Origin of the sequence: Sphingopyxis soli (genome assembly GCF_018682675.1) — a bacterium.
Lineage (GTDB): Bacteria > Pseudomonadota > Alphaproteobacteria > Sphingomonadales > Sphingomonadaceae > Sphingopyxis > Sphingopyxis soli.
On sequence record NZ_JAFMTR010000051.1, the window covers coordinates 17,517 to 43,780 of the forward strand.

Here is a 26,264-nt window from a genome sequence, read left to right on the forward strand (position 1 = left end):
GGATCATGACCGACACCGCTGCCGCGCCCACCGACCCCTTCGCGCCCGACGCGCTCAACGCGAGCGAGGGGCTGGGTCCGGTCGATCCCGCCTATGGCCATGTCCTGCGCATCACGACGGCGCTCAACATGCTGCCGCTGGCGATCGGCGCGACGCTGTTCGACCTGCTCGTGATGCCGCGAATCGGTGGACCGACGGGGCTCGTCAGCGTCGCCGCGTGGCTGTTCGCGGCGATCGCCATCGTCACCTTTCCCGCGCGCCGCGTTTCGCGCTGGGGCTACCGGATCGGCGAAGGGCAACTCCGCGTTGCGCGCGGCTGGCTGTTCCGCACCGACACGATCGTCCCCTTCGTGCGCGTCCAGCATATCGACGTCGGGCAGGGACCGGTCGAGCGCTGGTTCGGCCTCTCGCACCTTGTCGTCCACACTTCGGGCACGCATAACAGCACCGTCACCCTGCCCGGCCTGCAGGCCGACCTCGCCGCCGCGATGCGCGAGACGATCCGCCGCCACATCCAGACCGACTTTGCATGAGCGACGCCGCCGCCCTTCCCGCGGCCGCCGACGAGCCGCATTGGCAGCGGCTGCATCCGGCGACGCTGGCCCTCGCGCTTGTCCGGATCGGGCCGCGCTCGCTGCAGTTTCTGCCCGCGGTCGCGGCGCTTGGCTTCACCGGCAACTGGGTCTGGATCGTCCCTGCAATCCTCGCCTATCTGCTGATCGCGTTCGCCGCCGCCTGTCTGCAATGGATGCGATTTCGCTTCATCGTCGGCGACGACGCGGTGGTGATAGAAAGCGGCGTGCTGTCGCGCCAGCATCGCACCATCCCCTTCGACCGCATCCAGGACGTCAGCATCGAACAGGGGTTGGTGTCGCGCGCGCTCGGCATCGCCAAGGTCGGGTTCGAAACGGGCGCGGGCGGCAAGGAAAATGATGCGCATCTCGACGCGATCGGGCTCGACGCGGCGCAGGCGCTGCGCACGACGATCCGCGCGCATCGCAGCACGCCCGTCGCGGCGCCCGCGGCGGATGCCCCCGAATCGGCCCCCGCGCCCGCCGAGGACCGGCTGCTCTTCGCCATGGGGCCCCGCCGGCTGCTCGTCGCCGGGCTGTTCAACTTCTCGCTCGCCGCGCTCGCGGTCGTCGGCGGCGGTATGCAATTCTTCGACAATCTGCTGCCGTTCGATTTCAACATCTTCAATCCCGCCGACTGGATCGACATCGCCGGGCGCTACGGACTCGACAGCTGGCTGCTCGCGCACCGCTGGATCGCCGGGATCGGCGCCGCGATCTCGCTGCTGTTCATCGGTTTCGCGAGCGGCGTCGCGACGATGATGTTCGCCAACTGGGATTTCCACCTGACGCGCGAGCCGCGCGCGCTCCGCCGCACGCGCGGGCTGACGACGCGCACCGACGTCGCGGTGCCGGTGAAGCGCGTACAGGCGGCGATCCTTGTGACCGGCTGGCTGCGCAAGCGCTTCGGCTGGCACGAGCTGCGCCTGCAGAGCCTCGCGAGCGACGGCGAGAAGGAGCGCGACCATCAGGTCGTTCCCTTCGGCCGGATCGAGGAGATCGACCCGGTTCTGGGCGAGGTCGCGATCCGCCGACCCGATGATGCGCAGGCGTGGCAGCACAGCCACCGCATCGTCGCATTGGGTCCGATCATCGGCGCGACCGCCGCGACGATCGGCGGCGGCATCGCGCTCTATCTCGGCAATGCCGTCGGCTGGCTCGGGATCGTCGCCGCGCCGCTGATCGCGCTGATCGCCCTCTGGGCGGCGCGCTATCATCTGTGGGCCGATATCGGCGACCAGGTCGCGATCCGCCGCGGCTGGTGGAAGCCGAAGATGACCTTGCTGCCGCACGCGTCGGTGCAGAGCGTCGACCTCAAGACCGACTTCATCCTCCGCCCCTTCGGCCTCGCGACGCTCGTCTTCGGGGTACCGGGCGGCAGCAGCCTTGCCAGCCACGAGATTCCGGCGATCCCGCTCGGCGTCGCACAGGATTTGCGCAGCCGCATCCTTGCGGCAGGGCTGCGGCAATGACCGAAGCTGCGCTGGGCATCACCCACTCGATCAGCGGCCAGCCGTGGCACTGGCGGCGGACCAGTGCGTCAATGGGGGGCGGCGAGAGGGGCGGCGAAAGCCTCGCGCCCGACGATCTCGTCACGCAATTGCTGATGGCGCGCGGGGTGCCGCGCGATGATATCGAGCGCCAGCGTACCCCGACCCTGCGCGGATTCATGCCCGACCCCTCGCTGTTCCGCGACATGGACGCCGCCGCCGCGCGGCTCGCCGATGCGGTCGAGCGCCAAGAGGCGGTGACGATCTTCGGTGATTACGACGTCGATGGCGCGACCTCGGCGGCGCTGCTCGTCCGCCTGCTCCGCGCGCTCGACGTCCCCGTCGGCGCGTACATTCCCGACCGGCTGATGGAGGGATATGGCCCGTCGGGCGCCGCGCTGGTCAAGATCGGCGAGGCGGGATCGAAGCTGGTCGTCACGGTCGATTGCGGCGCACAGGCATTTGACGCGATCGCCGAGGCCAAGGCGGCGGGGATCGAGGTGATCGTCGTCGACCATCACCAGTGCGCGACCATGCTTCCGCAGGCCTTTGCGGTGGTGAACCCGAACCGGCTCGACGAGGAACCCGACGCGGCGGTCCACGGCAATCTCGCCGCGGTCGGGGTTGCCTTTCTGCTCGGCGCGGCGTTGCTGCGCACCCTGCGCGCGCGCGGCCATTTCGCCATCCGCGCCGAACCACAGCTGATCGAGCTGCTCGACCTTGTCGCGCTCGGCACCGTCGCCGACGTTGCGCGGCTGACGGGTTTCAACCGCGCGCTGGTGACGCAGGGGCTGAAGGTGATGGCGAAGCGCGCCAACATCGGCATGGCGGCGCTGATGGACGCCGCGCGGCTGACCAGGCCGCCGACCGCGAGCGACATGGGCTTTGCGCTGGGGCCGCGGATCAACGCAGGCGGGCGCGTCGGCAAGTCGGACCTCGGCGTCCGGCTGCTGACGACGAGCGATCCGCAAGAGGCGGCCGAAATCGCGCAGGAGCTCAATCGCCTCAACGAGGAGCGCCGCGCGATCGAGGCGGCAGTGCTCGACCAGGCGATCGAGGCGAGCGCCGCTTGCGCCAACGCCCCCGTCGCGATCGTCGCGGGCGATGGCTGGCACCCCGGGGTGATCGGCATCGTCGCGGGGCGGCTCAAGGAAAAGCTGCACCGCCCCGCGATCGTCATTGCGGTCGATGCCGACGGCGTCGGCAAGGGTTCGGGGCGCTCGATCTCGGGCGTCGACCTCGGCGCCGCGATCCTCGCCGCGAAGGAGACGGGGCTGCTCGTCGCGGGCGGCGGCCATGCGATGGCGGCGGGGCTGACCGTCGAGAAGGACAAGGTCGATGCGCTCGGCGCCTTCCTGAACGAGCGATTGGCGGCGGACGTCGAGCGCGCGAGCGGGGACAAGTCGCTGCTGATCGACGCGGTGCTCGCGCCGCGCGGGATCAATCCCTTGTGGTGCGACGCGATCGAGAGCGCCGGGCCCTATGGCGCCGGCTGGCCCGCGCCGCGCGTCGCGACGGGACCGGTGCGAATCGTCGAATCGGGGATCGTCGGCACCGACCATCTCCGCCTGATCGTCGCGGGCGAGGATGGCGCGCGGTTCAAGGCGATCGCCTTTCGCGCCGCCGAGACCGATCTGGGGCAGACGCTGCTGAACGCGCGCGGGCGCAAATTGTGGCTCGCGGGACGCGCCAAGCGCGACGATTGGGGCAGCCGCCCCGCCGCCGAACTGCACCTCGAGGATGCCGCGTGGGCCGACTGACGGCTGGCTCCCGCCAGCCGGGGGTGGACGGCCGACGCGAACACCGGCGACGGCGCAATAAATTCGCGCGCGCGCTTGACCGCGCGGGAACGCCCGTCTAAGGCGCCGCTTCACCGATTTGACGGCCCCTTCGTCTAGCGGTCTAGGACGTCGCCCTTTCACGGCGAAAACACGGGTTCGAGTCCCGTAGGGGTCACCACGGTACAGACGGGCAGGGTGCAGGCGGGCGGTCGGCCCCTTCCCTCCGATACATCCGACCGACACGGCCCCTTCGTCTAGCGGTCAGGACGCGGCCCTCTCACGGCTGAAACACGGGTTCGATTCCCGTAGGGGTCACCAGCCAGCAAAATTTCAGACTCCCCCGCCCGCGGCGGACCCGTCGGTGCAGGCTCAATCCCCTCTGACCACGGGGCGGAAAAAGACCGGCATTCTGGCCGATCGGGAGCCGACGGGGCGCAAGCGCCGCCGCAATTGATCCGGGTAGCCGTCGCCGCTGTCGCATCACAAAAAGAAGGGGCCGGGGCAGCGCAGCCGCCCCGGCCCCACCACCGAACTGTCCTGACCCGGGTCGCAGAAGATCAGGAGGCAATTCGTGCGGTTGAGCCGATGGACAGGGCCGCGGCATCCGGCGCCGGCCAGCCCGATCCATCGCGATGTCGTTGCGCCCCCGCGCGCCGGGTGGTCGTTCGTACGCCTCCGGCCGTTGCGTCACCCCTAGGTCGGCTCCGGCCGGCGTGCTACCCAATGTTTGTTGGGGTCGACCGGCGCCCGGTCCGTTCGGGGGAGAAACGGGGCCGCTTGCCGCGCGGCATTGGAAAACCAGTCGAAATTTGACTTTGCTTGGCGGTCACGCGACACAGGTCGGCGCATGTCGATCATCTCACGGATAGGCTGGGTGCTCTTGCTGATCGCGGCGCTGTCGGCTCCCGCCGCGGCATCGGAGCAGGCGATCCCGACGATCGAGCTCAGCGCCGGCGCCGATGGCCCCGCGGTCGCGCCCTATGTCCGCTATGCGAAGGATCCCGGCGCGCCCGACGGGCGGGGCCTTGCCGCGATCCTGGCGGCGCCGCTCGCAGCCGTACAGGGACAGAGCGTCCATTTCGGTCCGCCGGGCGCGCGGACGATCGTCGCGGTCAAGGTTCGTAACGCCAGCGACGCGCAAGGGAGCTGGATCTTCACCACCGGGCGCGGATCGCTCAAATATTTCCGCCTCTACGAGGTCACGGACGGCCGGTTCGACCTGATCGTCGACGGCACCGACGCCGAGGCTGCGCGCGAGAATCTGCTTAGTTATCAGGCGTTCAGCACCGAATTCGTGCTCGATCCCGGACAGCAAAAGCTTCTGCTGATCGACTTCGTGTCCGAAAATTCGACCTATATGCCGCTCAAGATCCAGACCTATGGCAGCTTCTTCAAGGACCGGCGCGCGAACATCGCGCTGGTGTCGGGGGTCGTGCTGGGGGTCGCGGTCCTGATCTTTCTGAATTTCCTCTTCTTCTCGATCACCGGGCACCGCGAATTCGTGTGGCTCGCGGTCGCGCAGACCTTTTTCGCGATCAACACGATCCATTCGGAAGGCTATTTCACCATCTTCTTCCTTTCCGACAATCCGCTGACCAGCGTCGGGATCGAGGATATGTTCAAATGCGGCTTCGCGGGGGCCATGGCGCAATTCGCGCGCAGTTTCATCGGCACCGCGACGCGATTTCCGAAGACCGACGTCGCGCTCCGCGTCCTGATCGGCGCGGCGCTGGCGCTGATGGCGCTGCAGCCCGGCCTCGCGCTCTATCCGCCTGGCTTCCGGCACAGCCTGCACATCGGTTGCTGGATCATCGCGGTCGCCGGCGCCCTGTTTCTGCCGTTTGTCGGCTATGCCGCAATGAAGCGCATCGGGCGACAGCTCTGGCCGCTGTTCGTCGGCTGGGCCAGCCTCGCGCTCTTCATCGTCTATGCCGCGATCGCGTCGATGGGGGTGTTCGCCTGGTTGCCGATCAACTGGCACCTCGCGGGGCCGGTCGGGCTGTTCGAATCGCTGATGGCGACGCTAGCGCTCGGCCTCAACCTCAAGAAGATCCAGGCCGACAAGCTCGCCGCCGACGAAGCCTATGCGCGCGAGCTCGCCGGACGCCTCGCGGTCAGCGAGCGCGCCGCGCGCCTCGCCGAGGAAAAGGCCTTCGCGCTCGAAACCGTGCACAGCCAGAACGCGCTGCTCCATGCCTCGGGGCATGACAGCAAGCAGGTCATCCTCGCGCTGAACAGCGCGGTCGACGTGTTGAAGCGCGACCCGGCGGCGAACGGCGAGTTGACCGCGATGCTGCAAAGCTCGGCCGATTATCTGGGCGAAATCGTGTCGACGACGATGTCGGGCGCCAACATCGTCGGCAGCGAGGATGATTTCGTCGCGCTCGGCGCCTTCAGCGGGGCAGCGCTGGTCGAGCCGCTGCAGATGATGTTCCGCGCGCCGTTCGCCGCCAAGGGACTGACCCTTGCGGTCCGGGTCGACACCAACATCATGCTTGTTTCGGACAAGCCGCTGTTGATGCGGGTGCTCGCGAACCTGATCAGCAACAGCTATCAATATACGGCGAAGGGCGGCGCCACATTGACGCTGGACCGCGAAGGCGAAGAGGCCGTGATCCGCCTCTCCGACACCGGCAGCGGGATGCCCGCCGACATCGTCCGCGCCCTCAACGCAGCGGACGGCCGGCGCGTCCGCGCCGACGCGCGCGCGGCGGGCTCGGGGTCGGGGTTCCATTCGGCGAAGCGGCTGATCGGGGCGCTCGGCGGGTCGCTGGCGATCACCGCCTCGGACGGCGGCGGCACGACGATCGCCGTCCGGCTTCCCGCCGCCTACGCCGCGATCACCCCCTGTCCGGCGGAGGAGCTCCAGGCGGCCCTGCCCGGCTGGCGCATTCTCGACTTCGACGAGCGCGCCGCGTTCGATGCCGCGCTCGCCGCGGCCGAAGGTTCCAGACGCGGGATCGCCGCGCTGACCTATGACGACACGACGGTCACGCGCGGTCGGCTCAGCGAGCTTGTCGGCCTGATGATCCTGAAACCGCCGTGCCGCGAGCTGATGCGCCACCCGCTCGTCGTGCGCGGGTCAGAGCAGCTTTAGCTCCTGCGCACGCTCGACGATCTTGCGGTTGTTCGGCACGTCGAGCTTGCGGCGGAGTTCGGCGATATGGAACGATACCGTCGGCTGCGCGATCGACAGCCGGTACGAGATTTCCTTGTTGCTCTCGCCCTGCGCCAGATAATGCAGGATCGCCATCTGGCGCGACGACAGGGTTACGGGCGCAGCGCTGTACTTGCCGAGCGCCTCCTCCATATGCGGCGACAGATAGACGTCGCCCGCCAGCGCGGCGTCGCAGGCGGCGATGATTTCCTCGGCCGGGTCGGCCTTGCTCACCGCGGCGCGCGCGCCGAGTTTCAGCGCGTAATCGACCTCGCCATAGCCCGATTCGCCGGTCAGGATGATCACCGTCATGTCGCGCGACCCGACGATTTCGGCGAGGATGTTGATCCCGCGCACGTCGGGCATGTTGAGGTCGAGAATGACGAGGTCGACCGGCTGCGACTGGACGAAGGCGGCGACCGTCGCCCCGCGGTCGAGCGCACCGACCACCGAAAAGCGCGGATGCGCCGAAAAAAGCAGCCGGAGCCCGCTCTGCGTGAGCGGGTGATCGTCGACGATCAAGATCCTGTGCGTGTCGCTCATCGCCCTCCCGCCCCGATCGGACCGCACATCGATGCCCCAGACGGACAAGCGCCCGCAACCCCAATAAATTTGAGGCAGGGCACGCGGTAATATTGGAAAAGTCGCGCACTCGAAGCGACTCGAAGCCCCGACCTCCGCCCTGGAAGCGGGCGCCAACAGGCTCGGGTCGGGCCCTAAGCCATCCCCGCAGCCCCGGTCATGCCGTTTCCTTGGCGCCATCCACTTGATCGATCGGCGCCCACCGCTCGGGGTGCCGGCCATAGGCGCGGAGGAACAGGATCGCGGCAAGCCGCGCGCGGGCGTCCTTCTGCTTCGGCGTCGGCGGGTTGGTGAGACCCCACAGGCTCTCGAAATGGAAATTCGATGCGGCCAGCGCGACGAGGTCGTCGCCCGCCTGCCAATAATCGTCGGTCCAGAGAAGGTCGCCGAAATTGGTGCGCAGATAGTCGGCGATACTCTTCTGCGTCCGGCGCGGGCCGCGTTCGAAGAAGATGCGCACCAGTTCGGGATTGCGTTCGGACATCGGACTGATCAGCCGGAACATCTGCACCGCGATCGGCGCGGTCATGCGTTCGATGATCGTCCGCGACAGATGCGTCAGCTGATCGAGCGGCGAATCGCCAGCGGCCGAAAAATCGATGCCGCCGCGAATCCCGGCCGCCGTATCCTCGACGACCGCGGCGAATAACTCCTCCTTCGACGGGAAATAGGACCAGAGGGTGCGCTTGGACCCGCCGAGCTGCGCCGCGATGGCCGACATCGACGCGCCCTCGAAGCCCTTCTCGAAAAAATGCTCGCGCGCGACAGCGATGATCTGGGCGCGCTTCTGGAGCCGCTGGCTCTCTCTCTTACCAATTTTCATCCCGTCAATATGGTACCAGCCCCCACCCTTTGCAAGAGAGGAAAATCCCGAATGGGGTACTGCATCGTTGCACATTCTCTGCATTCCGGTACCATATCATGACTGAATTTATCGCATAATGCCGCATATCATGTTGAAATTTATGGTGTTATATAAAGGTACCGCGTAGTACCATTTTTGGATTGACATTCGGGGCACGAATCGCGATTTAAAGGGTACTGAATAGTACCTCAAAGGAATCGACGATGATCGTAACCCGCTTCGGCGGGCTGGCCATGCTCATGACCAGCGCCGCCACTTTGACCGCCTGCGCCTCGGTCCCCGACCTCGGTGCGCGCCCCGAAACCCGTGCGCCGGAAACCATCGCCAGCGCCGCAAGCCTGGGCGGCGACGCCGGTGTCTGGCCCGCCGACGGCTGGTGGAAAGGCTATGGCGATGCCCAGCTCGACGCGCTGATGCAGGAAGCGATCGCCGGATCGCCCGACCTGCGCATGGCTTCGGCGCGACTCCGCAAGGCGCAGGCCTATGCCCGTCAGGCGGGCGCAGCACTGCTGCCGCAAATCGATGGGACGAGCAGCGCGGGCTTCGTCCAGCAGAGCGAGAATAACGGCGTCCCCGCGCAATTCGTCCCCGACGGCTGGGAAGACACCGCGAAGACCGGGCTCTCCTTCTCGCTCGACCTCGATCTGTGGGGCAAGAACCGCGCGACGCTCGCCGCCGCGAAAGCCGATGCGCTGGCGGCGGCCTATGAGGTGCAGGAAGCGCGGAGCGCACTGACCGCCGCGCTCGCCGGCAGCTATGCCGAACTCGCCCGGCTTCATGCCCAGCGCGACGTGCTCGACCGCACGGTGCAGAACCGGCTCGAGACGCTGAAGCTCGTCGGCGACCGCGTCTATGCCGGGCTCGACAATCAGGCCGCGCTCAAGCAGGCGCGCTCGCGCGTTCCCGCCGCCAGGGCCGAGCTCGCCGCAACCGACGAAGCGATCGCGCTGACGAAGAACAGCATCGCCGAACTCACCGGCGCCGGTCCCGACCGCGCGCTGACGATCGGCCGCCCCGCGGTCGCGCTCGCCGCCGTCCGCGGCGTCCCCGCCAATGCGTCGATCGACCTGATCGGCCGCCGTCCCGACATCGCTGCGGCGCTCGCCGGTGTCGATGCGCAGACGAGCCGGATCAAGGCGGCGCGTGCCGCCTTCTATCCGAACATCAGCCTTACCGGGCTGATCGGTTTGCAGGCGCTCGGCATCGGCAATCTCGCCGACAGCGGCTCGCTCTATGGCAGTGCCGGCCCCGCGATCAGCCTGCCGGTCTTCCACGGCGGCGCGATCAGCGCGCAATATCGCGGCACGCGGGCGCAATATGACGAAGCCGTCGCGCGCTACGACGCGACCGTGATCGGCGCGCTCCACGATGTCGCCGACACGCTGGTCAGCCGCCGCGCGCTCGCCGAACGGCTGAGCCTGTCGCTGGCTTCGCTCAAGGATGCCGAGGCCGCGCACGACCTTTCGCGCCAGCGCTACGAGCGCGGACTCGCCTCCTATCTCGATGTGCTCAGCAACGAGGAAAATGTCCTGCAGGCGAGGCGTTCGGTCGCCGACCTCCAGGCGCGCGTCTTCACGCTCGACGTCCAGATGGTCCGCTCGCTCGGCGGCGGATTCACCAAAGCCTGATCCTCTCCCCTCCCAACCACCAAAGGAAAGACCCATCCCCATGAATAGCAATGTCAAAAATCCGAAGCGCCAGCGCGCGCTGCGCTGGCTGGGCTACGGCCTGCTGCTCAAGCTCGCGCTCGTTGGCGGCGCCTGGCTGTTCGCCGCAACCGCCCAGCAGATCATGACCACCCCCCCTCTGATCATTTCCGCACGATGATTTCCAAAGGACAGACCGATGACTCAAGTAGCTTTTCTCGACCATGCCGATGATTTCCGCGACGACGGCGCGCGGGCCACCGAACCGACGATCAACGCGAACGAGGCCGCGACCTCGGCCAGGCGCAAGAAGCTGTTTGCCGCGCTCGGCGGCGCGGTGCTCCTCGCCGGTGCCGGTTACTGGCTGCTCGCCGACGGCGATCTGGTCGCGACCGACAATGCCTATGTCGCCGCGGACTCGGCGCAGGTAACCCCGCTTGTCTCGGGCGCGGTGGTCAAGGTGTTCGTCGTCAACACGCAGAATGTGAAGCGCGGCGATATCCTGATCCAGCTCGACGACACCGACGCCAGACTGGCGCTGGCGCGCGCCGAGGCCGATTATGCCCGCGCCCGCCGCCAGTTCGGCCAGGCGGTCGCGACCAGCAGCTCGCTGGCCGGACAGGTCAGCGCCGGTGCGGCCTCGATCGGTCAGGCAGAGGCGCAGGTGCAGATCGCGACTGCAGCGCTGGCCAAGGCGCGCATCGACCTCGACCGCCGCGCCGGCATTGCCGACGGCGGCGCGGTGTCGGGCGAGGAACTGACCGTCGTCCGCAACGCCTATGCCGCCGCGCAGGGCAATCTGGCGCAGGCGAAGGCCGGGCTGGCCCAGGCCGTCGCCTCGCGCAATTCGGCGTCGGGCTCGCTCGCCGCGAACAATGCGATGATCGCGGGCGTTTCGGTCAACAACCACCCCGATGTGCTCGCCGCCAAGGCGAAGCTCGATCAGGCGCGTATCGACCTGGAACGCACGGTGATCCGCGCGCCCGTCGACGGCGTCGTCACCAACAAGCAAGTGCAGGTCGGCCAGCGCGTTTCGGCGGGCAGCGTCGCGATGACGATCGTTCCGATCGGCGCCGTCTATGTCGACGCCAACTTCAAGGAAGGCCAGCTCGAACGCGTTCGCGTCGGCCAGCCGGTCGAGCTCGTCTCCGACCTCTATGGGTCGGACGTCGTCTTCCACGGCCGCGTCGAGGGCTTTTCGGGCGGTACCGGTTCGGCGTTCGCGCTGATCCCCGCGCAGAATGCGACGGGCAACTGGATCAAGGTGGTCCAGCGCCTGCCGGTGCGCGTCTCGCTCGATCCGAAGGAGCTCAAGCGGCATCCGTTGCGCGTCGGCCTGTCGATGGAGGCCGAGATCGACGTCGCAAGCCGCCGGAAGGACGTCCGGTGAGCGCGGCGGGCACCCAGCACTCCGGCGCCGGGGACCACAGCTCGACGATCCTGACGGGCAGCATGTTGCTGCTCGCCGGGGCGGTGCTCGCGGTCAGCAACTTCATGGTCGTGCTCGATACCACGATCGCGAACGTGTCGGTCGCGCATATCGCCGGCGGCCTCGGCATCTCCTCCTCGGAGGGAACATGGGTGATCACATCCTATGCCGTGGCCGAGGCGATCTGCGTGCCGCTCACCGGATGGCTCTCGCGGCGCCTCGGCACCGTGCGGCTGTTCGCGGGCGGGATGCTCGGCTTCGGCATCTTCTCCTTCCTCTGCGGCACCGCGACCAGCCTCACCATGCTCGTCGCCTTCCGTATCGGGCAGGGGATTTGCGGCGGGCCGCTGATGGCGCTCAGTCAGACCCTGCTGCTGCGGGTCTTTCCCAAGGACAAACATGCGATGACGATGGGGATTTGGGCGATGACGACGCTGACCGCGCCGATCTTCGGCCCGATCCTGGGCGGCACCATCTCCGACAGCTGGGGCTGGCACTGGATCTTCTTCATCAACGTCCCCGTTGCGGCGATCTGCGCCTTCACGGCGTGGACGGTGCTGCGCAAAGCGGAGACCGAGAAGGTGAACGAGCCCGTCGACGGTTTCGGGCTGGTTCTGCTCGTCCTCTGGGTCGGTGCGTTGCAGCTGATGCTCGATCTCGGGCGCGAACATGACTGGTTCAGCGCGGACATCATCGTCCAGCTCGCCATCATCGCGATCATCGGCTTCGCGAGCTTCCTGATCTGGGAGCTGACGCACGACAGGCCCGTGGTCGACCTTCGGCCTTTCCGCCACCGCGGCTTCACCGTGGCGGTCATCGCATTGGTGTTCGCTTACGGCACCTTCTTCGCAAGCCTGGTGGTGATCCCGCAATGGTTGCAGGGCGCGATGGGCTACACCGCGACCTGGGCCGGCTATGCCACCGCGTTCAACGGCGTGGCGGCGGTGCTGATGGCGCCGGTCGTCGCGAAGCGGATGACCGAGGTCGATCCGCGCCGGCTCGTCTTCATCGGCGTGCTCTGGCTCGGCGGCACCTCGCTGCTCCGCGTCTTCTGGTGGAACAGCGGCGCCGACTTCTGGACGCTGGCGCTCCCCCAGTTGATCCAGGGCGCGGGCATGCCCTTCTTCTTCGTGCCTTTGACGACCATCGCCCTCGGCGCGGTCGACGAAGAGGAAACGGCCTCGGCGGCGGGGGTGATGAACTTCCTGCGGACGATGGCCGGGGCCGTCGCCGTCGCGATCTCGACGACGCTCTGGTACGACGGCGCGCAGGAAAAGCGCGACGGCCTCTCGGGCGTCCTCCACGGCACGCAGGCGGCGATCGATGGGCTGATGGCCAAGGGCTACAGCCTCGAGCAGGCCCGCCAGATCATCAGCCAGATGGTCGACAAGGAAAGCGTCGCGCTGGCGACAGGGCAGACCTTCGTCTGGGCCGCGTTCGTCTTCGCTGCCGCCGCCTCGATCATCTGGCTTGCCCCGCGGCCGACGCGCGCCGTGGATACCAGTTCGGTGCACTGACCTGCATCGTGCGGAAGTTCCGGGCGGGCACCTCCCCCTGCCCCCCGCCCGCCCGGAACGACCATCGTCGGCGCGAGCCGGTCGACCGCTCCCCCCGTGTCGGTCGGCTCGCGTTCGATCCTTCGCCCCGCAATCAAGCCGAAACGCGATTCTGCGTCACAGGATTTTTGCACCCGAAATCAAGCAACAAGGATTATGTCATGACCAATATTCCCAACCGAAACCGCCGCGCCGGATACGGCAAAGCCGCCGCGCTGTGGCTGCTTTTTGCCGGCGCATCGCTCGTCGCCATGGAACATCCCGCCGACGCCGCGACCACCGCGACGACCGCTACGATTGCGGTCGACAACACACCGCCCGCGATCGTCTTCGCCTTCGAGCCGACGGTCATGGTGCATATCGACGGCAAGCCCGTGCTTCGCGACATGAAGTCGGCGGGCGTCCGGCGCGTCGTCAACACGCGCGCGCTGCTGGTCCGGGCAGGCAATCTTTACTATCTGCGCGTCGGCGGCCGCTGGCTGACCGCAACCGCGCTGAACGCCCGCTGGACGCTGGCCCGCGACGTGCCTGCCAATGTGACCTGGGCGCTGAACGAAGCCACATCGCACAAGCTGGCCGATCCGATGGACAAGACGGCGGACGATGTCGCCGCGCTGCTGCGCACCGGCCGCGCGCCGGTGATCGTCGTGCGCAGCGACGCTGCCGAGCTGATCGCCATATCGGGCGAGCCGCAATTCGCGCCGATCGCGGGCACGACGCTCGCCTATGTCGCGAACACGCGCGCCGACGTCTTTGTCACCGCGAACACCAACTGGTATCTGCTGCTGTCGGGACGCTGGTTCGTCGCGCCGTCGGCGAAGGGGCCATGGACTTATGTCGCGCCCGACAGGCTGCCCGCCGACTTCGCGCGCATCCCCGCCGACAGCCCCAAGGGCGTGGTCCTCGCATCGGTTGCCGGGACGCCGCAGGCGAAGGCGGCAATCGCCAGCAACAGCATCCCGCAGACCGCGACGGTCGATCGCAAGCAGGCAAGCTTCACCGCGACTTATGACGGCAATCCCGAATTCCGCGCCGTGACGGGGACCGGTCTTACCTACGCGCGCAATGCGGCGGTGCCGGTGATCGGCGTCGATGCCAGCCACTATTACGCCGTTTCGAATGGCGTCTGGTTCGCCGCGTCGTCGCCGCACGGTCCGTGGGTGGTCGCGACCAGCGTCGCGCCCGCAATCTATACGATCCCGGCCAGCTCGCCGCTCCATTTTGTGACCTATGTCCGCGTCTATGGGGTCAGCGGCGACAGCGTTCTGGTCGGCTATACGCCCGGCTATTACGGCATCGTGTCGACCGGAACCGTCGTCGTCTATGGCACCGGCTATCGCTGCACCGCGTGGGTCGGTTCGGTCTGGTATGGCTGTCCCGCCACTTACGCGCCCGCCGCCTATTGGTATGGCGGCGCCTATCCCGTCGCGGGGGCGTGGAACGTCTATGGCCAGTGGGGCAATGCCGTCGTCGCGGGCACCGCGGCGGCATGGGCCAATCCGTGGACCGGCAATTACGGCCGCGCGGTGGAAGGCGGCTATTACAACCAGGCGACCGGTGGAGGCGGGGTCGGACAGGCGGCGGTCAACACCAACGCCTATACCGGCACCACCACCGCGGTGGCGCGCGGTGTGCGCTACAATCCCGAAACAGGCCGTGTCGTCGCGAACGAAGGCGTCGCAGCCTATAACCCCTATACGGGACAGGCGGGCGCCGCGAACCACCGCGAGGTCTATAATAGCAACACCGGCCGCCAGACGAGCATGGCGGGCGCGGCGGGTGTCGGCCCGGAAGGCGCGGGCGCGGTCGGCGGATTCTCGACGACGGGTTCCGGCGGCAACGCTGCGGGCGTCGGCGGCGTCACTTACGACCGTGACAGCGGCACGGTGAACGCCGGTGGCGCGGTCAAGGTCGGCGACGATGTCTATGCCGGGAAAAATGGCGACGTCTATCAAAAGACCGACAGCGGCTGGGAACAGGTGGAGCGCAGCACGGCGCAGCGGCAGAATGGGCAGCGATCGTCCGGCACGACGACCGGGCCGGTGGACCGCGGCACCGGCAGCAAGGCCGCCTCGACCAGCCGTCAGCGACCCGAACGCGGCAGCATCGGAAACGGCGGGATCACCGGCGCCAAGGGTGGCAGCCGTCCTGCGATCGGCGGCGGCGGTCGCCCCGCGAAGGGCGGCCGTCCCCGCAAGCGGTGACGGTTCGGGCGAGGGCGCACCGGTGCGCCCTCGCCTGCCGCGGCCCTATCGATTTCCGTTCAAAAGCCCGATCGCGCGGTCGAGTTCTTGCCCGATACGCGCGGCGTCGCTCAGCCGCGCGCGGTTTGCCGCATCGACGCCGAGCCCGCCGAGCCCCAGCGCGATCATGTCCGACAGCATTGCGGCGACCTCGGCGCGAGCGGCCTCCTGCTCGATCAGCCCGCCCATCAGCGCTTGGCAGCAGCCGAGCCAGAAGAGCACCCCCGCGCGCCCGGCGGCGGGTACCAGCCGATGCGCCGCGCCGACGGCGCCGAGGTCGGCGATGACGCCGCGGTTGAGCACATGCTGCTCGAGCGTCATGCCGCGCGCACTGCGCATCAGCACCGCCGCGCGCTTGCGCTCGCTGAGGGCAAAGGCGGCGGCGCCGATCATCCCGCCGCACAGCCGCGCCAGCGGGTCGCGCTCATCGGCGTTGAGCGCGCCGATCAGCGCCTCGATATCGCTGCGGATCGCCTCGGCAATCGCATTCGCAAAACCATATTTGTCGCCGAAATGATTGAAAAAGGATCCTTTTGCGACCCCGGCGGCGGCGACCAGTTCGTCGATCGCGATGGCATCGATCGGCCGGTCGGCGAGCAGGTCCAGCCCCGCGTCGAGCAGGGCGGTCCGGGTCCGCGCGGCGCGGGGGGAGAGGGCTTCGCTCGTCATCTTCGCTCACAGTTGACTAAATGGTCATATTCGCTTAGTTGACCGGATAGTCAACAGCGAGTCGCGAACGATGAGCATTACACGGGCAGAGGATATCGCGCATGTGCGCTTCGCCGCGCCGGACCTCGGCGCGATGCGGACATTTCTCGAGGATTTCGGGCTCGCCTGTTTCGAGGAGCAGGGCGTGCTCTACGGCCGCGGGTCCGACGGCGCGCCCTTTGCCCACGCGACGGTCGCGGGGAATGCAGGCTTCGCCGGCCTCGCCTTTCGGGTCGGCAGCCTCGCCGACCTCGAGGCATTGGCGGCCGCCGATGGCGTCGCGGTCGAGGCATCGGCCGCGCCGGGCGGCGGCCATGTCGTCCGCCTCGCCGACCCCGATGGCAACCGCGTCGAAGCCGTCACCGGACAGGCATGGGGAGAGCCGGTTTCACCCGACCGCGAAGCCCCTTTCAATTCGGTCGCGGCGCGCCGCCGCTTGCGCGCGCCCGTGCGCATCGCGCAGCGGCCCTCGCGCGTCCGGCGTCTCGGTCATGTGGTGCTGAACGTCGCGGACTTTCGTCGGTCGGAGGCGTGGTACAAGGCGCGCTTCGGCTTCATCACCTCCGACGAGATCGAGGCGGCGCCGGGGCTCGCGATCGGCGCCTTCATGCGCTGCGACCGCGGCGACACGCCGACCGATCACCACACGCTGTTCCTCGCCCAGCTGCCGCCCGGCCCCGGCTTCAACCACGCCGCGTTCGAGGTCGAGGGTCTCGACGACCTGATGGCCGGCCACGAGCATCTGAAGCGCGCCGGGCGCACCGCCGCATGGGGCGTCGGGCGCCATGTGCTCGGCAGCCAGATCTTCGACTATTGGAAGGATCCCTGGGGGCACGAACTCGAGCATTGGACCGACGGCGACCTGTTCGCCGCCGCCGACGGTTCGCGCCTGTCGACCATGCGCGACCTGTTGGGCGTGCAATGGGGGGCGCCCTTCCCCGCGCTCGCCGGCAAGCGCGCGCCGAAGCCCGAGACCATCGGCAGGCTGCTTGCCCTCCGGCTCCGCTTCAAGGCGCTGTTCCGCCGCAAACCCAAGGATATCGCAGCATGAAAATCGCAACCTACGAACAGAATGGCGCCGCGCGCATCGGCATCGTTCGCGGCGAGACGATCGTCGACACCGGCTTTCCCGGCAGCATGATCGATCTGATCGCGCGCTGGGACGAGCTGCGCCCCGCCTTCGAAGCGCTCGACGACCGCGGCGCGCTATCGCTTGCCGCGGTAACACTGGCCGCCCCCATCGCGCGCCCCGGCAAGATATTCGCGATCGGCCTCAACTATGCCGACCATATCGCCGAATCGAAGATGGAGACGCCGCAGCGGCAGGTCTGGTTCACCAAGGCGCAGACCTCGATCAACGGCCCCTTCGCCCCGATCCTGATCGCGAAAAATACCTTCACCGCCGACTATGAGGTCGAACTGGTCGCGGTGATCGGCAAACGCGGCAAGCATATTCCCGCGACGCAGGCGCACGAGCATGTCTTCGGCTATTGCGTCGGCAACGATGTGACCGAACGCATGTGGCAGCATGCGGGGCCGCAATGGTCGCTCGGAAAGTCGTTCGACACGCACGCCCCGATCGGGCCGTGGATCACGACGGCAGACGAAGTCGACCCGCACGCCCTGGACCTCCGCTGCCTTGTGAACGGCGAGCTGCGCCAATCGTCGAACACCCGTCATCTGGTCTTCGACCTGTGGCAGCAGATCGAGCATCTTTCGGCGGCGATGACGCTCGAACCCGGCGACCTCGTCTTCACCGGCACGCCCGGCGGCGTCGGCGCCGCAATGGACCCGCGCCGGTTCCTGAAGCCCGGCGACGTCGTGCGCTGCGAAATCGACGGGCTCGGCGCGATCGAGGGGGCGATGGAGGCGGAGGCGTGAGCAGCAGCACCAAAGCCGACTCCTGCGACGTCCTGATCGTCGGCGCCGGGCCAACCGGGCTTACGCTTGCGCTGCTGCTCGCGCGGCGTGGCGTGACGGTCATCGTCGCCGAGCGCGCCACCGAGCCTTACGCCCTGCCACGCGCCGCGCATATCGATCACCAGATCCTCCGCGTCTTTCAGGAACTCGGCATCGCCGAAGCCATCGTCGCGACGTGCCGCCACAGCCCGCGCTATGATTTCGTGACCGCCGACGGGCAGGTGCTGCTTCGCCTCGACGGGGCGGACAGGATCGCGGCGGGCGGCTGGCATAGCGCGAACATGATCCATCAGCCGTCGATCGAGCGGCTGTTGCGCGAGGCCGTTGCGGCACAGCCGAATATCGAGCTACGCGCGGGATGGCGGCTGACCGGCCTCGGCGGCGGTTGCGACGCTCCGGCGGCGGAGTTCGCGACGGAGCAAGGCGCGCAGCTCGTTCGGCCCCGCTTTCTTGTAGGTGCCGACGGTGCGCGCAGCACCGTGCGCGACCTGGCCGGCATCGGCATCGACGACCTCGATTTCGACGAAAGCTGGTTGATCGTCGACACGATCGTAAACGACGTATCGCGGCTTCCCGAGGTCAATCTGCAGGTTTGCGATCCCACGCGCCCGACGACGTGCGTGCTGATGGGCGAAGGGCGTCACCGCTGGGAATTCATGGTGAAGCCGGGCGAAACGCCCGACGACCTGCTCGACGACCCCATGATCGGACGCCTGCTCGAACCTTGGGATGTCGCGGGCGCAGTCGAGATCGAACGCAAGGCGGTCTATCGTTTTTCGGCGCGGATCGCCGAACAGTGGCAGCGGGGCGCCATCTTCCTCGCAGGGGACGCCGCGCACCAGATGCCGCCATTTGCCGGTCAGGGCTTGTGTTCGGGCATTCGCGACGCGGCCAATCTCGCGTGGAAAATCGCCGCTGTCGTAAAGGGCGAAGCCGCCGCGGCCATCCTCGAGACCTACCAGCCCGAGCGCGAGCCCAACGTCCGCGCGATCGTCGGTCTCGCGATGATGATGGGTCGGACGGTGTGCATCACCGATCCCGACGCGGCAGCCGCCCGCGACGCGCAGATGCTCGCGGCGCGCGCCGCCAATCCGCAGTCGGCCGCGGCGGCGGCCTTTCCCGATATTCTGACCGGCCTGATCCACGCGGGCACGCCGGGCGCGGGAAGCTATTTTCCGCAGCCCAAAGCGGGGCCGAGGCGGCTCGACGATCTGCTGGGCCCGGGACCTTGGGTCGTCGCGCGGGAAACCCCGCCGTCCAGCAGCGCCGTGCCCTGCTATTCGCTCGATGACATCGAACCTTTTGGCGCCGAAGTCCGGCACTGGCTCGATGACCATGGCGCCGAGGCAGTGCTCGTCCGAGCCGACCGCTATGTGTTCGGCAGCGGGCCGGCGGACGAACTGACGGCGCGATACCTTGCGGATCTGCGCGGGCATCCGGCGGCACGCAGCGGCCAGGGTCGGGATCCGGCGATTTCGGATCGCGGCATTGCTTCAGTCTCGCGGTAACGAGCCCGAAGGAAGAGGCACTCGCGCCGCCCATCCCGGGCTTCCGCAACACGATGTTCACTGGCGACAAGGCCACCCTCGCGACCGCCTTCACGTCAGCGGCGTGACGCCGGTGTCGGAATTTCTCGCTGACCTGGAAGGCCGACAAGGCCCCAAACCGCCACACATATGCAGCGAAGTTTCGAGAGCCGCAGAAAATGGCGCACCCGAAGGGATTCGAACCCCTGGCCTCTGCCTTCGGAGCGGGTACTAACAGGCTACGCTATTCAACGCCAGAGCCTGTTTTCCTACTCTAAGATACTCATATTTCATCGGAAAGATGAAAATCGCTGCTGCCGATGCTAACCTAGGCCCGCCGAGAATACACCCCCTGTTGCTTACGCGGTGCTTTCGCGGAAGCAGTACGGTTCGAAGAGGTTGCAGCCTATGGGCAGGATCACAAAACGCCTTGTAGAGGCGGCTGTCGCCGAGGTGAAGGATTATATCATCTGGGACGATGAATTGCCGGGTTTCGGTATCCGGATATTCGCGTCTGGCAAGCGCAGCTACATCATCCAGTATCGCACCCAGGGACGATCCCGGCGTCTGACGATCGGCATGCACGGCATCTGGACCCCCGAAATGGCGCGCCGGGAAGCACGCATTCAACTGGGCCGCGTGGCTCAAGGCGAAGACCCGCAGGAAGAGCGACAGATCGACAGGCAGGCGATCACGGTCAAGGAGCTTTGCGCCTTGTATCTGACCGACCTCAACGCCGGGCTTATTATCGGCAAAGGTGGGCGGCCGAAGAAGCAATCGACCATCGACACCGATACGGGTCGCATGCACCGCCACATCGTGCCGCTGCTTGGACCGCGGCGGGTCAAGGATCTGGACAAGGCCGACATTAACAAGGCGATGAAAGACATCATGGCCGGTAGGACAGCGGTCAGCGTCAAGACAGCGAAATTGCGAGGCAAGGCTATTGTGCGAGGCGGAGCTGGAACCGCCGCCAGAACGATTGGCTTGCTTGGAGGCATCCTGACCTATGCCGTCGAGGCCGGGATCATCGAAACCAATCCGGCGTTCGGTATCCGCAAACCGAAGGACAATGTTCGCGACCGTCGGTTGTCGGAGGCCGAGTACCGCTTGATCGGTACCAAACTTCGCGAAGCGGAGATCGATGGGCAATATGCGATAGCTGCACAGATTATCAGACTGCTGGCGCTTACCGGTTGTCGTCGTAGCGAACTCACCAAGCTCCGGTGGAGCGAAGTCGACATCGAAAGCAGCTGCCTTCGCCTCGAAGATAGCAAGGAAGGAAAATCAGTTCGGCCCGTCGGCTTGCCGGTCATTGAATGCCTGCAACAACAGAGGGTGTCCGATGCTCGAACCTATGTATTCCCGGGCACCGGCCGCGACAACGCCTTCGGAGCCCTTCCCGATCACTGGACGAAGATACTCGGCGGATGCGGTCTGGACGACATCACACCTCATGTGCTGCGGCATAGTTTCGCCAGTATAGCGAATGATCTTGGCTTTACTGAGACCACGGTTGCAGCGCTTCTAGGGCATGCCAAGGGGTCGGTGACCGGCCGCTATATCCACACGATAGATGCCGCGCTCATCGCAGCCGCAGACACGGTTGCCGGATATATCCAAGGCCTTCTTGATGGAGCCCATTACAAGCTGACGGCTTACGCACTCGACCATACTTCTCGAAAGCAAGCTCTTGCGAGCTTTCTGGCGGCCGCTGTTGCAGAGGAGCCCGCCGCCGACGCGAGCGGAGAATCTCTCGCCGCTTGAGGGGGCAAGGTCACGCCCATAGCCAGAACCGTTCCTTTGATCGGGCCAATTATGGCCCGGTTACAAGGAGTAAGACATGTCCAATGACATCAAACGGTCGATAACCGACACGACGATCACGCCTCGTTATGTGACGACGCCGGATGCAGCCATACACCTCGGCCTATCGCCTCGAACTCTCGAGAAGCATCGATGCTACGGTACTGGCCCGACATATCGCAAGCTGGGCGGCCGGGTGGTCTACGCGATCGACGATCTTGATGCGTGGGCCGAGCTTGGAACGCGGCGGTCGACCTCAGATCCGGGTTTGGGCGAGGTGAGACCAGCCAAACATGGCTCGCCTCATGCACCCGTCAAAGCAGTGAAGAATTAGCCAAGCAATATATGAGCCGGCATCGGTATATTCGGTGCCGGCTTTGGACCTACCGGCTGCTTCTGGCCGAAACCAGACTTTCCGCTAAGCGATGAGGCGACGGCAAAAGCGGCCCATAAGCGCTCGCTATCGCGGCGCGTCGAGCTGGATGATCGTCGCCATCCGCACCAGATCGGACAATGTCTTCGCCTGCATCTTCATCATCGCATTCGCGCGGTAGACCTCGACCGTCCGCGCGCTAATTGAAAGATCGAAAGCGATGGCCTTGTTCGCCTTGCCGGCAACAAGACCGTCGACGACTTCCCGCTCACGCGCCGAAAGTGCGGCCATCCGTTCGAGGATTGCCTGCCGTTCGGCCCGCGCACTTTCGCTCCCGGCCTGCACCGTCAGCGCGCGCCGGATGGCGCCGAGCATGACCTCGTCATCGAACGGCTTCTCGATGAAATCGGCGACACCCGCCTTCATGGCCTGAATGGCGAGCGGAACATCGGCATGGCCGGTGATCATGATGACCGGGACTGCCACGCCTCGCGCCTTCAGCGCCTCGACCAGCTCGATACCGCTCGTGCCCGGCATCCGCACATCGGTCACCACGCACGCGCCTTCGAGCGGCGGCGAGGCTTTCAGGAACGCATCGGCGGACGCGAAACCCCGGACGCGAATTTCGGCACAATCGAGAAGAAACTCGAGCGAGCCTCGAGCGCCGTCGTCATCGTCGATCACATAGACGATCGGATCACTCGCCATCATATAACTCCTCTTGACCCATCCTCGGCAAGGTGAAGCTGAACTGTGCCCCGCCGCCAGGTGCCGGATCGACCCAAATCTTTCCGCCATGCGCTTCGATGATCGTGCGCGAGATCGACAAGCCCACGCCCATGCCGGTCCGCTTCGTGGTTATGAAGGGCTGAAACAATTGCGCCGCGACGGCCGGGGCAATGCCGGGGCCATTGTCGGTCACGGTGACCCGGGCCATGTCACCATCGGCCTCGATCGCTATCGTCAGCTTGCGGTCCCCGGCAGCCGTTTCGGCAAAGGCGTCGACCGCGTTGCGTACGAGGTTCAGCACCACCTGCTGTATCTGTACCTTGTCCACGAGCACCAGATCGACGGCGGTATCGAAGGCGAAGCGAATGCGAATATCATGTTCGCGCGCGCCGACCAGCGCAAGCGCACTCGCCTCCTCGACCAGCTGGGGCAGGTTTTCGACGGCGCGCTCAGTCTCGCCGCGCGCCACGAAATCGCGCAGGCGCCGGATGATATCGCCTGCGCGAAGCGCTTCCGCCGCGGCTTTTTCGACGGCCTCTGACAGCCGATCGTGCGGGACGTCCTCGCGCGCAAGCAGCATCCGGCTGCCCTTCAGATAGTTGGCTATCGCCGAAAGCGGCTGGTTGATCTCGTGCGCGAGCGCCGAAGCCATCTCGCCCAGGCTGGTGAGGCGGGACATATGGACGAGTTCGTTCTGCAGCTCCTGTAACCGCGCCTCGGCCTGCTGGCGTTCGGTGAGGTCGCGAATGAAGCCGGTAAAGAAGCGCTCACCGCCTGCTCGCATCTCGCCCACCGACAATTCGATAGGGAAAGTCGAGCCGTCGTGCCGTTCGCCGACGACGAGCCGCCCCATGCCGATGATCCGTTTCTCACCCGTCCGGTAATAGCGATCGAGATATTCGTCATGCGCGGCGCGATAGGGCTCGGGCATCAGCATCCGGACATTTTTCCCTACCGCCTCGTCCGCTCGCCAGCCGAACATGCGCTCCGCCGCGGGGCTGAAATCGCGGATCGCACCCGCCTCGTCGATCACCACCATGGCGTCGGGGACGGTTTCGAGGATCGAACGCAAATGCGCCTCGCGGTCCGCCAGCGCCGCGGCACCCTCTTCGGTTTCGACACGGGCATGCTGAAACCACTCGCCGCCCAGCGAGATCGCGAGCGAAATCACAAAGAAAGAGCCGGCGGCAATCAGGCTGCCGCCCTCGACAGGCGCGATTCGGCTGTCGCACCACAAGCCCGTCGCCACGCCGGCCAGAGCCGCCAGAGTGCCCGCGCGGAGCCCCGAAAGCGCGCCCGCGACCACGACCCCCGGCACGAAAAAGATGAAGGTCGCGCGCTGCCCGAGCTCCGTAGCGAACAGCAGGCGCACCGCCACGCCGCCGGCGACGAAAAGCAGGGCGATGCCGAAGGCCGCGAGCACGGGGAGGCGCGGAAGGAAACGGCTCGTCAGACGAGCACGGCGCACCTCCGGTAAATCCCTTAGGGGAGATACGGTAAGGACATCATCCAAATTTCCGCGCTCCTCGTTCCGGCCTATTTCGTCCCCATCGACGGCATCACTACCCCTGCCGCCGGAACGGAGATGTTCCAATGACTGCACCTTTCATCGATCTCAGCGTTCATCACAACCCCAAGGGTCTGTCCGATCGCGTCGCCTATGGCTTCACCAAGGTCCTGCGCTGGTGCGCCGACACCTTTTTCGCCGAGCGTTACGGACACCGCGCTGTCGTCTTGGAAACGGTCGCTGCGGTTCCGGGGATGGTGGGCGCGACAATCAACCATCTCGCCTGTCTCCGCCGCATGTGCGACGACAAGGGCTGGATCAAGACGCTCATGGACGAGGCCGAGAATGAGCGCATGCACCTCATGACCTTCATCGAGATTTCCAAGCCGACGCTCTTCGAACGGGCCGTAATCATCGGCGTGCAATGGGTGTTCTATATCTGCTTCTTCGCGCTCTACCTGATCAGTTCCAAGACGGCGCACCGCGTCGTGGGCTATTTCGAGGAAGAGGCGGTGATCAGCTACACGCATTATCTCGCCGAGATCGACGAAGGCCGCAGCGCCAATGTGCCGGCACCGAAAATCGCGAAGGACTATTGGGGCCTCCCCGCCGATGCGACGCTACGCGATGTCGTCCTGGTGGTTCGCGCCGACGAAGCGCACCACCGCGACGTCAACCACGGCTTCGCCAACGAGCTTGCCGGCCTGCCCGTCGGCCCGGTGGCCGAGTGCCCGCCGCACGTGACGCTGGAACCCAACTGGAAGAAGGCTGCCTGACCGCGGCTCCGGGCAACGGAGGAAGGACATGGACCACCCTGTGATACTCTTCGCGAGCGATCCTGCCCTTCTTTCCGCACTCCGGTTTTCGCTGACGCTCGAAGGGTTCGACGTTCGCGGCGACGCCGAACGCCCCACAAGCCGAATGTGCCTGGTCATCGACCAGGGTTTTCGCGGCGACGGACTGGCATGGCTCGCCAGCCTCCGCGCGGAGGGGAACGCGTCGCCGGCCATTCTGCTTGTGACGCACCCTGACCGCACCCTCCGCGCCTCCGCCGCGGCGCTCGGCGCCCGGCTGATCGAAAAGCCGCTGACGGGCGACGAACTGACGGACGCCCTGACCGATATCCTGACCTATCATCCCGCCGCCTGACAGCCGCGGCACCAATCGAGACAAAGGAACACAGCATGCGCACCGCCTCTCCCCATGCCATGACCATCGTCAAATCGACCGCGCCGGCACTTGAGAAGCATGGCGTCGAGATCACTACCGCCATGTACGCGCGGCTCTTTCGGGATCCCGCCATCGAGGCCCTGTTCGACAAGGCCGCGCAGAGCAGCGGCGAGCAGCCGCGACGGCTTGCCGGTGCGATCCTTGCCTACGCCCGCAACATCGACAAGCTCGCGAACCTTCGCCCGGCCGTCTCGCGAATGGTCGCGCGCCATGTCGAAACCGGCGTCAAGGCCGAGCATTATCCCTATGTCGCCGAAGCCTTGCTTCCTGCGATCCGCGATGTACTCGGCCCCGATGTCGCGACCGACGAGGTGCTGGCGGCCTGGGGCGAAGCCTATTGGATGCTCGCCGACATTCTCATCGCCGCAGAGGCGCAAGCCTATGAAGACGCCGTGGCGGCCTGATATGGAAGACAGGATGAGACTTGAGCTCTCGGAGCAGGACCTCACGAAACTCGTTCCGGAATTTTACGCGCGCGTCAGGGCCGATCCGGTTCTGGGTCCAATTTTCGATGGCGCAATCGACGACTGGGACGAGCATATTGAAAAGTTGCAGGCCTTCTGGTCGTCCGTCATGCTCACGAGCGGGCGGTATAAGGGGCAACCGATGGTCGCCCATCTGCGCCACGAAGGCGCCATGAGTGCGGCCAATTTCGACCGCTGGCTCGCCTTGTGGCAAAAGACGACGGGGGATATTCTCGACCCGGACAATGCAGCCGCACTTCAGGCGAAGGCGGCGCGGATCGCCGAGAGCTTGCAGCTTGGCGTCCAGTTTCAGAGCGAACGATTGGCGAGATCGTGACGAAAGCCTTGCCCGCCGGTCTGCAATCCTACAAGCGGACCGCCACATTCACCGAAGCGACGACACCCGCCGCCTTGATGAACGATCATTCGACGAAAGAGGGCGTCTGGGGCTTGATTCACGTCGAAGAGGGCAGCTTGTACTATCTGGTGACCGATAGCCAGCGCCAGTCCTCCCAACAAATCCTGACATCCGATTGTGGTCCAGGCATTGTGGAACCGACGATAATACACAAGGTGGAGATCATCGGGCGGGTGCGGTTCTTCGTCGAGTTTCTGCGCTGAGGCATCGAGGCAGCGGCTGGCCGGGAGCCGACTGGCAGCTTTGCATTGCGGTACCAGGT

General features: G+C 66.4%; 24 protein-coding genes and 2 tRNA genes. 21 read left to right on the top strand and 5 right to left on the bottom strand.

Translation table 11 applies throughout. The features are described 5' to 3' along the window. Window positions 1–5 precede the first annotated feature (5 nt). From J1N50_RS07340 to J1N50_RS07365, 6 genes are all read left to right on the top strand, one after another. The gene (locus J1N50_RS07340; protein ID WP_215351992.1) at window positions 6–533 is read left to right on the top strand and encodes a PH domain-containing protein; all 528 of its coding nucleotides are present in this window, start codon (window positions 6–8) and stop codon (window positions 531–533) included. Beyond that, the gene (locus J1N50_RS07345; protein ID WP_215351995.1) at window positions 530–2,044 is read left to right on the top strand and encodes a PH domain-containing protein; all 1,515 of its coding nucleotides are present in this window, start codon (window positions 530–532) and stop codon (window positions 2,042–2,044) included. The genes J1N50_RS07340 and J1N50_RS07345 overlap by 4 nt, the downstream gene beginning before the upstream one ends. Then, the gene (gene recJ, locus J1N50_RS07350) at window positions 2,041–3,822 is read left to right on the top strand and encodes a single-stranded-DNA-specific exonuclease RecJ (protein ID WP_215352002.1); all 1,782 of its coding nucleotides are present in this window, start codon (window positions 2,041–2,043) and stop codon (window positions 3,820–3,822) included. Before J1N50_RS07345 ends, recJ begins: the two co-directional genes overlap by 4 nt. Before the next feature lie 123 nt (window positions 3,823–3,945). Further along, window positions 3,946–4,021 (top strand) — tRNA-Glu (locus tag J1N50_RS07355). Window positions 4,022–4,086: 65 nt separating this feature from the next. Continuing rightward, window positions 4,087–4,161: transfer RNA gene (locus J1N50_RS07360), tRNA-Glu, on the top strand. A gap of 529 nt (window positions 4,162–4,690) precedes the next feature. Continuing rightward, window positions 4,691–6,940: a sensor histidine kinase gene (locus tag J1N50_RS07365; protein ID WP_215352004.1), complete on the top strand. Its 2,250-nt coding sequence runs from the start codon at window positions 4,691–4,693 to the stop codon at window positions 6,938–6,940. Here the strand turns inward: J1N50_RS07365 and J1N50_RS07370 are convergent. Further along, on the bottom strand, window positions 6,926–7,543 hold the full coding sequence (locus tag J1N50_RS07370) for a response regulator (RefSeq protein WP_215352006.1): 618 nt from the start codon (window positions 7,541–7,543) through the stop codon (window positions 6,926–6,928). The genes J1N50_RS07365 and J1N50_RS07370 overlap by 15 nt on opposite strands. A 196-nt stretch (window positions 7,544–7,739) precedes the next feature. After that, complete coding sequence (locus tag J1N50_RS07375; protein WP_215352009.1) at window positions 7,740–8,405, bottom strand: TetR/AcrR family transcriptional regulator; 666 nt, start codon at window positions 8,403–8,405, stop codon at window positions 7,740–7,742. A 245-nt stretch (window positions 8,406–8,650) separates the two neighbouring features. Here J1N50_RS07375 and J1N50_RS07380 point away from each other — a divergent pair, with 245 nt between their 5' ends. The 5 genes from J1N50_RS07380 to J1N50_RS07400 all read left to right on the top strand — a co-directional run bounded on the left by J1N50_RS07380 (window position 8,651) and on the right by J1N50_RS07400 (window position 15,282). Further along, window positions 8,651–10,075, top strand: coding sequence for an efflux transporter outer membrane subunit (locus J1N50_RS07380; protein ID WP_215352016.1), 1,425 nt, complete (start codon window positions 8,651–8,653; stop codon window positions 10,073–10,075). A 40-nt stretch (window positions 10,076–10,115) separates the two neighbouring features. Continuing rightward, entirely contained in the window at window positions 10,116–10,274 is a 159-nt protein-coding gene (locus J1N50_RS07385) for a hypothetical protein (RefSeq protein ID WP_215352018.1), read from the top strand. Window positions 10,275–10,292: 18 nt separating this feature from the next. Next, on the top strand, window positions 10,293–11,483 hold the full coding sequence (locus tag J1N50_RS07390) for an HlyD family secretion protein (RefSeq protein WP_215352020.1): 1,191 nt from the start codon (window positions 10,293–10,295) through the stop codon (window positions 11,481–11,483). Between the two features lie 62 nt (window positions 11,484–11,545). Beyond that, window positions 11,546–13,039, top strand: a complete 1,494-nt coding sequence (locus J1N50_RS07395; RefSeq protein ID WP_215352200.1) for a DHA2 family efflux MFS transporter permease subunit — start codon at window positions 11,546–11,548, stop codon at window positions 13,037–13,039. 200 nt (window positions 13,040–13,239) lie between these two features. Next, window positions 13,240–15,282 carry a hypothetical protein gene (locus J1N50_RS07400; RefSeq protein ID WP_215352022.1) on the top strand — a complete coding sequence of 681 codons (2,043 nt, stop codon included), beginning with the start codon at window positions 13,240–13,242 and terminating at the stop codon, window positions 15,280–15,282. 45 nt (window positions 15,283–15,327) lie between these two features. Here the strand turns inward: J1N50_RS07400 and J1N50_RS07405 are convergent, their stop codons facing one another. Next, window positions 15,328–15,990 (bottom strand): TetR/AcrR family transcriptional regulator, encoded by a 663-nt coding sequence (locus J1N50_RS07405; protein WP_215352024.1) that lies wholly within the window; start codon window positions 15,988–15,990, stop codon window positions 15,328–15,330. A 70-nt stretch (window positions 15,991–16,060) separates the two neighbouring features. On the opposite strand from J1N50_RS07405, the gene J1N50_RS07410 reads away from it, so the two are divergent. The 5 genes from J1N50_RS07410 to J1N50_RS07430 all read left to right on the top strand — a co-directional run bounded on the left by J1N50_RS07410 (window position 16,061) and on the right by J1N50_RS07430 (window position 21,615). After that, window positions 16,061–17,080, top strand: a complete 1,020-nt coding sequence (locus J1N50_RS07410) for a VOC family protein (protein ID WP_215352037.1) — start codon at window positions 16,061–16,063, stop codon at window positions 17,078–17,080. Then, window positions 17,077–17,910, top strand: a complete 834-nt coding sequence (locus tag J1N50_RS07415; protein ID WP_215352039.1) for a fumarylacetoacetate hydrolase family protein — start codon at window positions 17,077–17,079, stop codon at window positions 17,908–17,910. The genes J1N50_RS07410 and J1N50_RS07415 overlap by 4 nt, the downstream gene beginning before the upstream one ends. Next, entirely contained in the window at window positions 17,907–19,457 is a 1,551-nt protein-coding gene (locus tag J1N50_RS07420; RefSeq protein WP_215352041.1) for a bifunctional 3-(3-hydroxy-phenyl)propionate/3-hydroxycinnamic acid hydroxylase, read from the top strand. Before J1N50_RS07415 ends, J1N50_RS07420 begins: the two co-directional genes overlap by 4 nt. A 426-nt stretch (window positions 19,458–19,883) precedes the next feature. Beyond that, complete coding sequence (locus J1N50_RS07425; protein ID WP_215352043.1) at window positions 19,884–21,242, top strand: tyrosine-type recombinase/integrase; 1,359 nt, start codon at window positions 19,884–19,886, stop codon at window positions 21,240–21,242. A gap of 76 nt (window positions 21,243–21,318) precedes the next feature. Further along, window positions 21,319–21,615: a helix-turn-helix transcriptional regulator gene (locus tag J1N50_RS07430; protein WP_215352051.1), complete on the top strand. Its 297-nt coding sequence runs from the start codon at window positions 21,319–21,321 to the stop codon at window positions 21,613–21,615. A 126-nt stretch (window positions 21,616–21,741) separates the two neighbouring features. Here J1N50_RS07430 and fixJ read toward each other — a convergent pair whose 3' ends face one another. Together fixJ and J1N50_RS07440 are read right to left on the bottom strand one after the other, a co-directional pair. Then, complete coding sequence (gene fixJ, locus J1N50_RS07435) at window positions 21,742–22,362, bottom strand: response regulator FixJ (RefSeq protein ID WP_215352053.1); 621 nt, start codon at window positions 22,360–22,362, stop codon at window positions 21,742–21,744. Further along, complete coding sequence (locus J1N50_RS07440) at window positions 22,352–23,851, bottom strand: PAS domain S-box protein (protein ID WP_343227854.1); 1,500 nt, start codon at window positions 23,849–23,851, stop codon at window positions 22,352–22,354. Before J1N50_RS07440 ends, fixJ begins: the two co-directional genes overlap by 11 nt. Before the next feature lie 125 nt (window positions 23,852–23,976). On the opposite strand from J1N50_RS07440, the gene J1N50_RS07445 reads away from it, so the two are divergent. Genes J1N50_RS07445 through J1N50_RS07465 form a run of 5 tightly spaced genes read left to right on the top strand, consistent with a single transcriptional unit; the run spans window position 23,977 to window position 26,205 of the window. After that, window positions 23,977–24,666 carry an alternative oxidase gene (locus J1N50_RS07445; RefSeq protein WP_215352057.1) on the top strand — a complete coding sequence of 230 codons (690 nt, stop codon included), beginning with the start codon at window positions 23,977–23,979 and terminating at the stop codon, window positions 24,664–24,666. A gap of 28 nt (window positions 24,667–24,694) precedes the next feature. After that, window positions 24,695–25,039: a DNA-binding transcriptional response regulator gene (locus J1N50_RS07450; RefSeq protein WP_054586752.1), complete on the top strand. Its 345-nt coding sequence runs from the start codon at window positions 24,695–24,697 to the stop codon at window positions 25,037–25,039. A gap of 35 nt (window positions 25,040–25,074) precedes the next feature. Then, entirely contained in the window at window positions 25,075–25,524 is a 450-nt protein-coding gene (locus J1N50_RS07455; RefSeq protein WP_215352059.1) for a globin domain-containing protein, read from the top strand. Further along, on the top strand, window positions 25,502–25,921 hold the full coding sequence (locus J1N50_RS07460) for a group III truncated hemoglobin (protein ID WP_420496828.1): 420 nt from the start codon (window positions 25,502–25,504) through the stop codon (window positions 25,919–25,921). The genes J1N50_RS07455 and J1N50_RS07460 overlap by 23 nt, the downstream gene beginning before the upstream one ends. After that, entirely contained in the window at window positions 25,918–26,205 is a 288-nt protein-coding gene (locus tag J1N50_RS07465) for a TehB family protein (protein WP_054586750.1), read from the top strand. Before J1N50_RS07460 ends, J1N50_RS07465 begins: the two co-directional genes overlap by 4 nt. Window positions 26,206–26,264: the final 59 nt, after the last annotated feature.

What these genes read in the sequence shown, in the direction of transcription:
- J1N50_RS07340 (WP_215351992.1), top strand. Translation starts at nt 6, where the DNA reads ATGACCGACACCGCTGCCGCGCCCACCGACCCCTTCGCGCCCGACGCG.
- J1N50_RS07345 (WP_215351995.1), top strand. Translation starts at nt 530, where the DNA reads ATGAGCGACGCCGCCGCCCTTCCCGCGGCCGCCGACGAGCCGCATTGG.
- recJ (WP_215352002.1), top strand. Translation starts at nt 2,041, where the DNA reads ATGACCGAAGCTGCGCTGGGCATCACCCACTCGATCAGCGGCCAGCCG.
- J1N50_RS07365 (WP_215352004.1), top strand. Translation starts at nt 4,691, where the DNA reads ATGTCGATCATCTCACGGATAGGCTGGGTGCTCTTGCTGATCGCGGCG.
- J1N50_RS07370 (WP_215352006.1), bottom strand. Translation starts at nt 7,543, where the DNA reads ATGAGCGACACGCACAGGATCTTGATCGTCGACGATCACCCGCTCACG.
- J1N50_RS07375 (WP_215352009.1), bottom strand. Translation starts at nt 8,405, where the DNA reads ATGAAAATTGGTAAGAGAGAGAGCCAGCGGCTCCAGAAGCGCGCCCAG.
- J1N50_RS07380 (WP_215352016.1), top strand. Translation starts at nt 8,651, where the DNA reads ATGATCGTAACCCGCTTCGGCGGGCTGGCCATGCTCATGACCAGCGCC.
- J1N50_RS07385 (WP_215352018.1), top strand. Translation starts at nt 10,116, where the DNA reads ATGAATAGCAATGTCAAAAATCCGAAGCGCCAGCGCGCGCTGCGCTGG.
- J1N50_RS07390 (WP_215352020.1), top strand. Translation starts at nt 10,293, where the DNA reads ATGACTCAAGTAGCTTTTCTCGACCATGCCGATGATTTCCGCGACGAC.
- J1N50_RS07395 (WP_215352200.1), top strand. Translation starts at nt 11,546, where the DNA reads ATGTTGCTGCTCGCCGGGGCGGTGCTCGCGGTCAGCAACTTCATGGTC.
- J1N50_RS07400 (WP_215352022.1), top strand. Translation starts at nt 13,240, where the DNA reads ATGACCAATATTCCCAACCGAAACCGCCGCGCCGGATACGGCAAAGCC.
- J1N50_RS07405 (WP_215352024.1), bottom strand. Translation starts at nt 15,990, where the DNA reads ATGACGAGCGAAGCCCTCTCCCCCCGCGCCGCGCGGACCCGGACCGCC.
- J1N50_RS07410 (WP_215352037.1), top strand. Translation starts at nt 16,061, where the DNA reads ATGAGCATTACACGGGCAGAGGATATCGCGCATGTGCGCTTCGCCGCG.
- J1N50_RS07415 (WP_215352039.1), top strand. Translation starts at nt 17,077, where the DNA reads ATGAAAATCGCAACCTACGAACAGAATGGCGCCGCGCGCATCGGCATC.
- J1N50_RS07425 (WP_215352043.1), top strand. Translation starts at nt 19,884, where the DNA reads ATGGGCAGGATCACAAAACGCCTTGTAGAGGCGGCTGTCGCCGAGGTG.
- J1N50_RS07430 (WP_215352051.1), top strand. Translation starts at nt 21,319, where the DNA reads ATGTCCAATGACATCAAACGGTCGATAACCGACACGACGATCACGCCT.
- fixJ (WP_215352053.1), bottom strand. Translation starts at nt 22,362, where the DNA reads ATGGCGAGTGATCCGATCGTCTATGTGATCGACGATGACGACGGCGCT.
- J1N50_RS07445 (WP_215352057.1), top strand. Translation starts at nt 23,977, where the DNA reads ATGACTGCACCTTTCATCGATCTCAGCGTTCATCACAACCCCAAGGGT.
- J1N50_RS07450 (WP_054586752.1), top strand. Translation starts at nt 24,695, where the DNA reads ATGGACCACCCTGTGATACTCTTCGCGAGCGATCCTGCCCTTCTTTCC.
- J1N50_RS07455 (WP_215352059.1), top strand. Translation starts at nt 25,075, where the DNA reads ATGCGCACCGCCTCTCCCCATGCCATGACCATCGTCAAATCGACCGCG.
- J1N50_RS07460 (WP_420496828.1), top strand. Translation starts at nt 25,502, where the DNA reads ATGAAGACGCCGTGGCGGCCTGATATGGAAGACAGGATGAGACTTGAG.